We start from the raw sequence: 12,663 nt of genomic DNA, 5'->3' as shown, positions 1-12,663 counted from the left end.
CCACCACTCATGTGTGCAGGCAATTCTCAGGACATGCGACGGGCGCGCGCTGCGCGGCGCTTGAGGGAACGGCGTTCCTCTTCGCTCATTCCTCCCCAAACGCCAGAGTCCTGATTGTTGTCGAGTGCCCACTGCAGGCAGATTGCTTGAACTGCGCATTCGCGACAAACCGCCTTGGCTTCAGTCGCCTGTGCGATGGCCGGACCCGTATTCCCGATCGGGAAAAAGAGTTCTGGGTCGACGCTGAGACATGCGGCTTTACTTCGCCAATCCATTATGGGCACTCCTTCAAGAGCATAAGTGCAGGCAAGGTATGACCGCACCGAACAAAACAACCGTCCTTAGTTTCGGGGATTAGCGCGTGTATATCAAGAGTCAAGAGGTCACAAAAAACACAAATTGGTGTGTAAGACGTCACGTTATTTAAAACTCAGGACGAAACGCCCAGCAACGCCATGATGAACAATTACCCCGGAATAAGAATTCCAAGAATGTGCATATAAAGAACTGGGAAAACTCTGGCAATTCTGGGCGATGAATCGCAGCGCCTCTTTGGGTGGATTCGCAAAAAGTAGCAGTTCGGTGCGGTTTTCGAGTGCTCTCATCCACTGTGAGTGTTCGAAATGGTGAATGTGGCAACCTGCATTTATTGCTCGAAGAGCGTCAATTAATGCCGAATTATCTTCTCCGATAAATGTGCAATTTTTTTCAGAAAATAAGAACCGTTTTAATTGTGCGCCGTAACGAATGATATACGAATGAATTCGCATGTCAGGGTTGGTTTTGGTAAGTGAAGCAACTCTAGATTCGGGCGTTGCTGGGGTAATCGGGAAGCGCGGTCTTTGTTGGGATAAAGCGTATGCATCGAGTACGGCCAAAGGAAAAGAAGAGCAAGAGTTCAGCTGCCGGGATGCTGCATTGCCTAATTGCCCCTGACAGGCGTGAAGTATCTGATTCCACGATGGGATGCTCAACGGTAAAGACGGCTTCACTGAGTCGGTGCATAAGCAGAGTAAAGACTTGTGAGCACTGCTCCAAAGTTGAGCGGGCGAATCTGTACACTCGGCTCCCCGGATTGTTGGACAACTTTCCACAATTTGGGGATTGGGAACCTCATACCAAATGTGCTCATAGGAACCAAAAAGCGTGCGTGAGCTGAATCGGCCTGAAACATCGCTGGCAATGAGAACAATGTTGACTCCATCGCATGAGCGAGTGAACTGACCCCACAGATCATGAGCGCGAAGCACTCCCAAGCATTCTTCCAACATATGCAGAGTCCCTTCGATATCCTCGAGCCAGACAATACAAGGAGCGCGATGGCAAAGGTCTTCGCAGAGGACCCCAAAATCCACGATGTCACGTATCAGGTAGTCGGGTGAAGTTGCGCTCGAATGCTCAGTGCCCGAATCAATCGACACTCCGCAAAGGGGGAAGCCCAATGAATCGCTCAAGGTCGTGGCGCATGAACGGGCAAGTAAAGCAAGCTTGCTTGTCGAACTCCCAGAACCGCTCATCAGGATATTTCCGTGTTGCCACGTAAGACATCGGTGTGCGCCATTTTCGATCCCGTCGATGAGCCCAATGTGTATGCCCCGTTCTGAAGAGTGCAGCTGATCGAGATCGCCACGCGTGAGCTGAGAGGGTAAAGAAGGACACCACAAGGGCGCTCCAATGGAAGCTGACTGGTTCTTCGAAATAGAAGCGATGATCTGCTCGATATTCCTGCAATACGCAAATTGGACAGGCTTTCCGGAACCGAGCAATGCTCTGCCAGGAATACGAGGAAGGTGCGCAGCCTCTGCGTTGCCGATGACGCTGTGTGAATCAGAATCAGAGATGCTCCGCAGTGCAATCCGTAGTTCTGTGTTAGCGCGCATGTGAGCGTTGATCGAAGCACCGGGATGCTGGGTCGCATAGATCAAATGCAAACCGAGAGAACGCCCCTGAGCCGCGAGCCTTGAGAAGGTTTCGAGGGTTTCTGGATGTAGATCGGCAAGAACTTGGAATTCATCAATAACGATGAGGATCCGTGGAGGCGGGGGAGGCGCACCCCCTTGAAGAAAACGTTCACGCCACTGTGAGAGGTCCTTGACTGCGTATTGCGCAAATTGTGCTTCTCGCGTCGCAATGCATGACGCGAGACCTCTGAGAGCGCGCGAGGAATGGCCGAGGTTAAGGTCGGTCAAAACGGTTTCAGTATGGGGGAGTACAGCAAGGGGAGAAAGGGCAGACCCGCCTTTGTAATCCACCAAAACCAAGCGGAGGCGTGAAGGGGAGTAGCTTGTGCACAATCCAAGAAGCCACGTTCGAAGTGCCTCTGACTTTCCGCTACCTGTCGTGCCAGCAATAAGGGCATGAGGTCCGTGCTTGACGAGGTCGATGTCGACAATTCCTGAGGTGTCTTTCCCAATCGGTGTCCGTAACCCCTCATCGCTATCGATTACTTCAAATGGAAGTTCATCGAAACCGACGTGTTCGGGAATAGAACCAGTTAGTGCGTCTCTACCCAGCATCTTCCACCACGCCAAAGACACCGGTACTCGGGAAGCGGGTATTACTGCGTGACACCACGTTGGAAGTTCACTGAAATGCTGTGCCCAGGCAAGGTGAATGTCCTCGTCCCCGGTTTCATCTTCACCCGGAGCGTGAAGTCTGATGCTTATACGACAGGGGCCGGAATGAATGGAACCCTGGCCAAGAGATTTCCGCCTTCCGATATCGATAAGCTCATCGGAGCCTTCGGCTACCCGTGCTCCTCCCAACTGTGCCGCTAGCTGCGCCGCGCACCACAAAGCACTTAACTTGGCCTCGGGGCCAAGAAAACCAAGATACGTTTCCCCGCCAGCGCGAGAAACCGCGTGACCCCTCCCGCGCCCAATTTGGTTGGGATAGACCAGAAGGGGCGAAGACTCTGAGATGGAAGGAGCTGCAGCTTCAAGAAGAAGTGCAAGCCTCGCTGCGTCAATGCGATGCCTGGGTTTTCGTCGTTTCATGACTACTATCCCGATGATTGACATGCTGATGAGGGGAAGGGCAAATAGAAGAAGCGACATGCCGCCGTAGGCCCCCATGACGAACATGCGAAACGCCATGAAAAGTAGAAGCGGAACAATGCCAATGAAGGACATCGTAGGTAGGTGCCTTGAATTGCGGGAAGAAGAAGGAAAAGAAAGATCACGCGGCCGTTGGCGCAACTGGTAATAGTCAGTGGCAGATCGGCCAGCTACTTTGAGTTGCAAACCTCTGACGGGGGTATATACACGATTTGGACGTAGGCGTCGCCACGGTGTGAAAACCGATGCGCGAATCCATATTCGCGCATCCTCACTGTCGAGAAGGAAACGTATGCGCTCGCGGCCTCGGCGATCGGTGAAGATCTGTATCTGTGCTGGAAATTCTTGAGGGCACCCCAGGGGAGAAATAATAAGTCCAATGTTTGGCCCGCTCACGCAGGCAAAATGCCACGAGGAGCGAAGGGCAGCTTGAAGAAGCGTTGGCGCCAAGGGGGAATCTCCCACGTGTGTGTTCACCTCCCAAAAACATCCCTGTGTAAGCACGTGAACTGTGCGGTTGCGTGAGGCCACTTTCTTTACACCCTTCAGCCTTTGACAGTCGTCGTGCTCATGCTCACGAAAGTACGAAGCTGTGGAAATCGCCGATGCTCCGTCCAACCTGTGGAGCACCAACAAAAAGAGGAAGGCCAACAAGAAGAGGAGGACCAACAAGAACATCTTCGTGTGGGGAACAAGCGCACCCTGAATGGAGATGACACAATGACAAGCATGAGTGAAGAGGAACGCCAGCTAGTTGACCGCTACCATCAACTCATTCAGGAAGTTGATGATGCCCGAGCGGCGTACTACAACCGTGATGCTCCTGTTTTGTCGGATGCAGAGTATGACAAGCTCTACCGCGAACTCGAAGATTTTGAAGCACAATACCCGCAGTATCGCAGTGCAGATTCTCCCACCACTCAGGTTGGAGGTGTGGCTTCGCAAGCTTTTGCTCCCGTCGAACACCTCCAGCAGATGACCAGCCTGGACGATGTTTTCTCTTTGGAAGAGCTTGCAGCTTGGGAAACCCGAATGGCTAACGACACGGGCCGTAGCGATCTGGACATGCTCACCGAAGTGAAGATTGACGGTCTTGCCATCAACTTGCTCTATGAAAATGGAGTACTCAACCGCGCAGCGACGCGAGGCGATGGATGGGTTGGTGAAGATGTCACCGCTAACGTCTCGACAATTTCGTGTATTCCTCATCGTTTGAAAGGCTTGGTTCCCGCTCGCGTTGAAATCCGCGGTGAGGTCTACTTTCCAACGAAGGATTTTGAATCTCTTAATGCTGAGCGCGTCCGCACGGGTGAGGCGCCCTTTGTGAACGCGCGTAATGCCGCTGCGGGTTCTTTGCGTCAAAAAGACTGGAAGAAAACCGCTGAACGTCCTCTTGCGATGTTGGCGCACGGCATTGGTTTTGTCGAAGCCGGAGATAGTGGCTTCACGGAGCCCGATACCTTATCTGGATGGTTTGAGTGCCTGAAAAATTGGGGAATGCCGGTCTCTCCTCACACCAAGCTCCTTCGTGGTCGCGAGGCCATTGAGAAGCGTATCGGTGAATTGGGCGCTCAACGACACTCTTTGGAACATGAGATCGATGGGGTCGTCGTCAAGATTAATGATCGTGCGATTCAGGCAAGTTTGGGTACGACCTCGCGTGCTCCGCGTTGGGCCGCCGCCTATAAATTCCCACCGGAAGAGGTTAATACCCGTCTCCTTGATATTCGAGTCCAAGTGGGTCGTACCGGGCGCGTGACACCGTACGGCGTCATGGAGCGTATCCTCGTTGCCGGTTCCCACGTCTCACGAGCAACCTTGCACAACGCTAGTGAAGTTGCACGAAAAGGCGTTCTGATTGGTGACCTTGTTGTTTTGCGGAAAGCTGGGGATGTTATCCCCGAGATCGTCGCCCCCGTAGTCGCCGCCCGCGATGGCAGTGAGTATCCCTTCGTCATGCCGGAAAACTGTCCTTCGTGCGGGACGAAGCTGGCTCCCCAGAAGGAAGGGGATGTGGATCTTCGTTGCCCAAACCAAGCGGGGTGCCCTGCACAAATTACCGAGCGGATTGCCCACTTGGGTGCCCGCTCCGCCCTGGACATCGAAGGACTTGGGGACGAGGCCGCGCTTGCCCTTACCCAGCCCGAGGCCAATCGCGATGAGGTAGCCGCCGCGCTCGCGGCAGGACAGACTGTTTTCTTGGAAAATGGGACCGCACTGCGCATGGAAAAGACTGCTGAATTGACGCATGGTGAACTGATCGGTGATGCCGAGGCTCTTCTACCTTCTGTCCAAAAGCCTGTTTTGTCCTCAGAAAGTGATGTTTTCAGCCTCGACGCTGAACGACTGCGCGATGTCATGGTCTGGAAGCCTGTGACCAAGGAGGGCCAAGAAACCGGTGACTGGATGCAGGTTCGGTATTTTTGGACTAAGGCATGGAAACAGAAGGGAAATAGCGGAGTCTATACCTTGCTTGAGAGTACTCCTTCAAAGAATACACAGATGATGCTAGAGCAGATTGAGGCCGCAAAAGAGCGTCCACTTGCACGCATTCTGGTTGCGCTTTCGATTCGCCATGTTGGGCCAACTGCTGCCTCCGCTCTGGCGATGACCTTCCCCTCGATGGATCTCTTAATGGAGGCTTCTGTCGAACAATTGGCAGAAGTCGATGGTGTTGGCCAAGTAATCGCTCAATCTTTGCGGGAATGGTTCGATGTAGATTGGCATGTGGAAATCGTTCGTGCCTGGCAAGCTGCGGGAGTCCGTATGGAAGATGAAGCTCGCGAGGATATTGAACAGACCCTTGAAGGACTAACGATCGTCGTTTCAGGAGCAATGCCTGGCTACACGCGAGAAGGCGCGAAGGAAGCGATCGTCGCCCGAGGAGGAAAGGCCTCGGGATCGGTATCAAAGAAGACGTCGCTGGTCATCGCAGGGCCCGGCGCGGGATCGAAAGCCGCAAAGGCCGAGGCCCTGGGAGTGCCCGTCGTTGATGAAAAGTATTTTGAGCGGGTGCTTGAGCGTGGACTGGCCGCCCTCGATGACTAAACGATAAATTCGAAGGGGTGTAGAAGACGCTCGGAAATTCGGGTGAGTATCGAGCGTTCTTCCCATTCCTCGAAGGCAAGTTTGCGCGCATTGGTCAGGTCAAGGTCAAAGATCCGGTCCATCGTCGCTGCGAAGGCTTGCGAACGGAACTGGACATTGACTTCGTAGTTGCCCTGCAGGGAAAGCCTGTCGATATTTGCGGTTCCGACAGTTGACCAGACTCCGTCAATCGTCATGGTCTTGGAGTGGATCATTGCATCCTGGTACAGCCAGATTTCCACCCCTTCCTTCAACAGTGGGCCGTGATAGGGACGTGCAACCCAGTCAGCGAGGATGTGGTTGGAATACTCGGGGATCAGAATCTGCACCCGGACACCTCGGCGTGCTGCGTGTACCAGGGATTCGAAAATCTCGCGGTCAGGGATGAAATACGCACTGGTGATACGAATTGAGTGCTGCGCCCGATCGATTGCGTCGATGTAGAGGCCGCGAACGGGGTAGAGCAGGCGTGAAGGCTGGTTGAAGGCCAGTGATACATCGCTGGCCCATCTGGGGGCCCGACTGCGCGGAAGTTTAGGTTGTCCGCGACGCTTGAAGTGATTCCAGAAGTCAATGAAGCCGTACTTCAGCTCTGCAACTGCTTCCCCTGTTACGCGCACGTGGGTATCACGCCATTCGAGGGCAAAAGGATCACCAATGTTGTACCCGCCGACGAAGGCGACGCGGTCGTCGACGACCATGATCTTGCGGTGATCTCGACCGGTTTTACGCAGATTGAAGGTGAACATTCCCGAACGGATTTCAGGGAAACGGCGGATGTAGAGGTGGGGAGTCTTTGGGAAGACGTAAAAGAGTGGGTCTTGGTTCATGACGGCAAAGCCGTCGTAGACGATGTGGACGTCAACCCCGCGCTGTGCGGCGGCGAGGAGTGCCGATTTGAAACGTTTACCCCATGCATCTGCGCGCCAAATATACGATTCGAAGAAAATGTAGTCCTCTGCCGAGGTGATCGCTTCAAGCATGTCCTCATAAAGAGAGGTGCCCTCGGTATAGGTGCGAACACTCGTCCCATCAACTTCGGTGTCTAAGGGAGGAAGAGTTGGGAAACCGCCCGCGACCTGCGGAATGCGGTCTTTACGGAGCCTATCAACGATATGGATGCCGATCAGTGCCGCTGCCTGGGCACCCACAAGCGCTGCGCCGGTAATTTTCAGTGCCTTGAGGGTGCGCGAAGAAAAAGACGGTCGATGATGAGACATGTTTTAAGCCTACTCAAAAGTTGCCAACGATGGGCATGGTATGAGAGGTGCGGCCCGGGCGGGTATCATCCTTGTTATGGCAAGGATCAGTACTGATGAGGTCACCCGTGTGGCGGGATTGGCTCGAATTGCACTTACACCGGAAGAAATCACCAGAATTGCTGGTGAGTTAGACGTTATTACCGAGGCCGTTGCAAAGGTCTCCGAGGTTGCAACCCCGGATGTGCCCGCGACCTCGCACCCCATTCCGCTGTCGAATGTGTGGCGTGAAGACGTCGTTGGCCCAACGCTTGACCGCGACGAGGTTTTGGCGCAGGCCCCCGCGCAAGAAGACGGAATGTTCTTGGTTCCGCAGATTTTGGAGGAGGACTGATGAATCCGTTGTTGAAGAAGTCCGCCTGCGAGCTTGCTGACCTGCTGCATAGCGGTGAAATCACTTCTGTTGAGCTCACTCAGGCGTGCTTGGATCGCATCGATGCGATTGACCCCAAGGTCCACGCCTTCCTGTATGTCGATCGTGAGGGTGCTCTTGCAACTGCTGCCGACGTGGATGCGCGTCGTGCCGCTGGGGAAGAATTGCCTCGCCTGGCAGGCGTGCCTATTGCGGTCAAGGACAACATGGTGACCCGAGGCGTTCCCACGACCTGTGCGTCGAAGATCCTTGAGGGATGGCTTCCTCCCTACGATGCAACCGTCGTCGAGCTTCTGCACAAGGCTGGAATGCCGATCTTGGGTAAGACCAACATGGACGAGTTCGCTATGGGCTCGTCGACCGAGCACTCCGCTTACGGCCGTACCGGAAACCCGTGGGATCTTGATCGTATCCCCGGCGGCTCCGGAGGTGGCTCCGCTGCTGCTGTTGCATCCTTCATGGCGCCGCTGGCTTTGGGCTCTGATACCGGTGGTTCGATCCGTCAGCCCGGTGCTGTGACGGGAACCGTGGGGGCAAAGCCCACATACGGCGCAGTTTCACGTTACGGACTGATCGCTATGGCCTCGTCGCTGGACCAGATTGGCCCGGTCACCCGCACGGTTGAGGATGCGGCCGCACTGACCGAGGTGATTGGTGGCTACGATCCCCACGATTCGACGTCCCTGAATGAGCCGGTTCCTGCACTCTCTGAAAGTGTTACTCGGGTTGCTAAGGACGGGAAGATTGAGGGGCTGCGCGTTGGCGTTGTCCGCGAACTCTCCGGTGAGGGCTACCAAGATGATGTTCTCGAGGCCTTCAACGCGACCGTTGAGAAGTTGCGTGCCGCCGGTGCTGAAATCGTTGAGGTTTCCTGCCCGAGCTTCGATTACGCTCTTGCTGCCTACTACCTGATTATGCCGGCTGAGGTTTCCTCGAACTTGGCGCGTTTCGACGGTATGCGTTATGGCATTCGCATCGAGCCCAGCGAAGGCCCTGTTACCGCCGAACGCGTTATGGCTGCGACTCGTGAAGCCGGTTTCGGCGATGAAGTGAAGCGCCGTATTATCTTGGGCACTCACGTCCTATCGGCGGGCTTCTTCGACGCCTACTACGGAAGTGCGCAGAAGGTTCGTACCCTGATTCAGCGCGACTTTGCGCGTGTCTTTGAAGAGGTCGATGTTCTGGTTTCGCCGACCTGTCCGACAACGGCATTCCGTTTCGGAGAGAAGATGGATGATCCCATGGCGATGTACCTCAATGACATCGCAACCATCCCTGCAAACCTGGCCGGAATTCCTGCGATGAGTGTTCCAAACGCCGTCAGTGCCGAGGGACTTCCCGTTGGATTCCAGATTCTTGCTCCGGCTCACCACGACCTCAAGATGTATGAAGTCGCAAGCCTCGTTGAGCAACTCAGTGGCGATATCGCGGGTAACTGCCCCGCAGCGCAGTGGGAGGAAAAGTGATGACTGAGCTGATGGATTACCAGGAGGCTACCGCTTCCTTCGATCCGGTTCTCGGAATTGAAGTTCACGTTGAGTTGGGTACCGCGACCAAGATGTTCGATGCCGCCCCCAACGCCTTCGGTGGCGATCCGAATACCTACGTGACCCCCGTGTCGCTTGGTCTTCCCGGCTCGCTCCCCGTGGTCAATCACCAGGCAGTCGAATACGCGATCAAGATCGGCCTCGCATTGAATTGTTCAATTGCCAAGAGCTGCCGTTTCGCGCGTAAGAACTACTTCTACCCGGACCTGACGAAAGCTTTCCAGACCTCACAGTCAGATGAGCCCATTGCTTATGACGGCTATGTGGACGTTGAGCTCGAGGATGGCACTATGTTCCGCGTTCAGATTGAGCGCGCACACATGGAAGAAGATGCCGGAAAGAACACTCACATCGGTGGCGCAGATGGTCGTATTCAGGGTGCGGACCACTCGCTGGTTGACTACAACCGAGCGGGTGTTCCCCTGGTTGAGATCGTGACCCGTCCTATTGAAGGAGCAGGGGAGCGGGCACCTGAGGTTGCCGCTGCATACGTTCAGGCACTGCGTGATATCTTCCGTACTCTTGGCGTGTCTGAGGCACGCATGGAGCGCGGAAATGTCCGAGCCGATATCAACGTTTCTCTGCGTCCGACCCCGAGCTCTCCTTTGGGGACTCGAACCGAAACCAAGAACGTGAACTCTTTCAGGGGTATCGCGAACGCCGTTCGTTTCGAGATTCAGCGACAAGCGCAGATCTTGGCTGACGGTGGATCAGTGCTTCAGGAAACCCGCCACTTCCACGAGGAAGACGGAACGACCTCGTCTGGTCGCGAAAAGTCCGATGCAGAAGACTACCGCTACTTCCCCGAACCGGATCTTGTCCCGGTCGTTCCCTCTAAGGAATGGGTTGAATCCCTGCGTCAATCCCTGCCTGAGCTTCCGGTCGCCAAGAGGCGCCGTCTGCGCGAGCAATGGGGTTTTGCTGATAAGGAAATGCGTGACGTCATCAACGCGGGTGCGCTTGAACTCATCGAGGCAACCGTCGAAGCTGGGACCGATCCCGCAGCTGCACGTAAGTGGTGGATGGGTGAACTGGCTCGTTACTCGAAGGACAAGCAGGTTGCGCTTGAGGATCTACCGGTTTCTCCGGCGCAAATCGCACAGCTCCAGTCTTTGGTGGATAGCGGTCGTCTGACCGACAAGCTTGCTCGCCAAGTCCTGGAAGGCGTCCTTGCGGGTGAAGGCGATCCCGAGCAGGTCGTTGCTGCACGCGGACTTGAAGTTGTTTCTGACGACGGCGCACTTACTGCGGCCGTTCAGGAAGCATTGGACGCGAACCCCGATATCGTCGAGAAGATCAAGGGTGGCAAGGTTCAGGCTGCTGGCGCCCTTGTTGGTGCGGTGATGAAGGCTACTCGTGGTCAGGCAGATGCCGCCCGCGTTCGCGAACTCATTATGGAAATGGTTGGCGCTTGATCTTTCGTTGATTTAACGCCCGTGGCCCGGTCTGCTGTGCAGACCGGGCCCTTTCCATGCCTGTCGAAGACCGAGGAGCACGGGGGAGCGAGGAAAGTGGACTTCATACCACGGCCTCGAAAAATTGGCTCAAAATGGACACTGCTGCACCCACGCACCGGCGCAGCTACGATGGGGGAGGAGTCCTTGTCGGCTCTCCTCAAAACAATCGGATATGCAAAGGTGACCAATGCGTACTTCTCCGTCATACACCGCGTCCTACCGTCTTGAAGTCGACGAAGCCAACCTTTCGGTTTCGCAGATCGTGGATGCCGTTTCTGCTACCGGTGCTCAGATTAAAGGCCTTGATGTTGCCGATTCTGACCGTGGTCGCATCGTTATTGACCTCACCTGCGACATGCGTGATTCCGAACATCGCCGCGAGGTTGAACAAGTTCTCGATGGTCTTGAAGGCGTACATACTTCTTCCGTGGCAGACCAGACCTTCATGGCTCACGTCGGCGGCAAGATCGAGGTTAAGCCCAAGGTTCCTCTGCGTAACCGCGACGATCTTTCTCGTGCATACACCCCCGGTGTTGCGCGTGTCTGCACGGCGATTCATGACACGCCTTCTAAGGCCCACCTGTTGACCATGAAGGCCAATTCTGTCGCCGTTGTCTCGGATGGCACCGCGGTTCTTGGTTTGGGCGATATCGGCCCTGAAGCTGCTCTTCCCGTGATGGAAGGCAAGGCTGTCCTGTTCAAGCAGTTCGGTGATGTCGATGCATGGCCCGTTGTCCTTGATACCAAGGACACTGAAGAAATCATCTCGATTGTTAAGGCAATCGCGCCCGCATATGGCGGAATCAACCTCGAGGACATTTCTGCTCCCCGCTGCTTCGAAATTGAAGAGCGTCTGCGTGCAGAGCTTGATATCCCGGTTTTCCACGATGATCAGCACGGTACGGCAATCGTTGTGCTGGCAGCACTGATCAATGCACTCAAGCTCGTGAACAAGAAGATCGAGGACGTGCGCATCGTCGTCTCCGGCGTTGGTGCAGCGGGTTCCGCAATCATCAAGCTCCTGCTGGCTCAAGGTGCGCGCGACATTGTTGGCTACGGTCGTACTGGCGCGCTTGCAGGTGATGATGTTGAGGGCATGCACCCCTCACGTGCATGGTTGGCGCAGAATACGAACCCGCGCATGGTGCATGGCAGCCTGAAGGAAGGCATTGTTGATGCCGATGTCTTCATTGGTGTCTCCCACGGAAACATCTTGGAGCCTTCGGATATTGCGAAGATGGCTCAGGGTGCAATCGTTTTTGCTCTTGCAAATCCGACTCCCGAGGTCGATCCGATTGCAGCTGCCCAGTATGCGTCAATCGTTGCGACCGGTCGTAGCGATTACCCGAACCAGATCAACAATGTTCTGGCCTTCCCCGGTCTATTCCGTGGGCTCCTGGATGCAAAGGTCAAGGAGATTACAACCGAGGTTCTTCGCGTCGCTGCAAACGCAATTGCCGATGTGATTAGCCCCGACGAGCTTTCGCCGAACTACATCATCCCCGGTGTTTTCAACGAGGCCGTCCCCGGTGCAGTCTCGAAGGCAGTGCGTCAGGCGGTCCACGACCTTCCGACCATTGACATCCCCGTTCAAGAGCACATGGATGCTCGCTGAGTAAGCGGGAGTGGCATTTTTAGGAAAGTCAGCGCGCTTTGGTAGCGTAGCGCCTCTCTGAAAACATCCGCTTAAACCATAAATCGCAGGACCTGCCTCTTTGTGAGGCAGGTCCTGCTTTTGTTGATATACGCATGTATCGCATTGGGATTTAGCCGTTTTTAGATGAATGTTTGCTGGCTGTTCAATCAGAAATGGCGCTATCACTAGCTTTTGTGTGCTGGTTCACGTGGTTTTGGTTTGACGTGGTGGGGGTTGGGTGTGTAGAT

Annotated in this window: 8 protein-coding genes; 5 read left to right on the top strand and 3 right to left on the bottom strand. The window is 55.0% G+C overall.

Annotation, left to right across the window (positions count from 1 at the left end):
- Nucleotides 1-26 precede the first annotated feature (26 nt).
- Both QZR18_RS07910 and QZR18_RS07905 read right to left on the bottom strand, forming a co-directional pair.
- The gene (locus QZR18_RS07910) at nucleotides 27-275 is read right to left on the bottom strand and encodes a WhiB family transcriptional regulator (protein ID WP_178704613.1); all 249 of its coding nucleotides are present in this window, start codon (nucleotides 273-275) and stop codon (nucleotides 27-29) included.
- A gap of 144 nt (nucleotides 276-419) precedes the next feature.
- Nucleotides 420-3,521, bottom strand: a complete 3,102-nt coding sequence (locus QZR18_RS07905) for an FtsK/SpoIIIE domain-containing protein (RefSeq protein ID WP_295910880.1) — start codon at nucleotides 3,519-3,521, stop codon at nucleotides 420-422.
- Between the two features lie 255 nt (nucleotides 3,522-3,776).
- On the opposite strand from QZR18_RS07905, the gene ligA reads away from it, so the two are divergent.
- Nucleotides 3,777-6,104, top strand: a complete 2,328-nt coding sequence (gene ligA / locus QZR18_RS07900; RefSeq protein ID WP_178704616.1) for an NAD-dependent DNA ligase LigA — start codon at nucleotides 3,777-3,779, stop codon at nucleotides 6,102-6,104.
- Here the strand turns inward: ligA and QZR18_RS07895 are convergent.
- On the bottom strand, nucleotides 6,101-7,363 hold the full coding sequence (locus tag QZR18_RS07895; RefSeq protein WP_178704619.1) for a phosphatidylserine/phosphatidylglycerophosphate/cardiolipin synthase family protein: 1,263 nt from the start codon (nucleotides 7,361-7,363) through the stop codon (nucleotides 6,101-6,103). The genes ligA and QZR18_RS07895 overlap by 4 nt on opposite strands.
- 76 nt (nucleotides 7,364-7,439) lie before the next feature.
- On the opposite strand from QZR18_RS07895, the gene gatC reads away from it, so the two are divergent.
- The 4 genes from gatC to QZR18_RS07875 all read left to right on the top strand — a co-directional run bounded on the left by gatC (nucleotide 7,440) and on the right by QZR18_RS07875 (nucleotide 12,394).
- Entirely contained in the window at nucleotides 7,440-7,736 is a 297-nt protein-coding gene (gene gatC / locus QZR18_RS07890; protein ID WP_019127204.1) for an Asp-tRNA(Asn)/Glu-tRNA(Gln) amidotransferase subunit GatC, read from the top strand.
- Entirely contained in the window at nucleotides 7,736-9,241 is a 1,506-nt protein-coding gene (gatA, locus tag QZR18_RS07885) for an Asp-tRNA(Asn)/Glu-tRNA(Gln) amidotransferase subunit GatA (protein ID WP_178704622.1), read from the top strand. The genes gatC and gatA overlap by 1 nt, the downstream gene beginning before the upstream one ends.
- Nucleotides 9,241-10,737: an Asp-tRNA(Asn)/Glu-tRNA(Gln) amidotransferase subunit GatB gene (gene gatB, locus QZR18_RS07880; RefSeq protein WP_178704625.1), complete on the top strand. Its 1,497-nt coding sequence runs from the start codon at nucleotides 9,241-9,243 to the stop codon at nucleotides 10,735-10,737. Before gatA ends, gatB begins: the two co-directional genes overlap by 1 nt.
- A 229-nt stretch (nucleotides 10,738-10,966) precedes the next feature.
- Nucleotides 10,967-12,394 carry an NADP-dependent malic enzyme gene (locus QZR18_RS07875; protein ID WP_295910876.1) on the top strand — a complete coding sequence of 476 codons (1,428 nt, stop codon included), beginning with the start codon at nucleotides 10,967-10,969 and terminating at the stop codon, nucleotides 12,392-12,394.
- The last annotated feature ends 269 nt before the right edge of the window (nucleotides 12,395-12,663 follow it).

The organism is uncultured Actinomyces sp., from assembly GCA_900541895.1.
Lineage (GTDB): Bacteria > Actinomycetota > Actinomycetes > Actinomycetales > Actinomycetaceae > Pauljensenia.
Note: the sequence above shows the minus strand (reverse complement) of the source record. Positions and strands in the feature narration are given on the sequence as shown.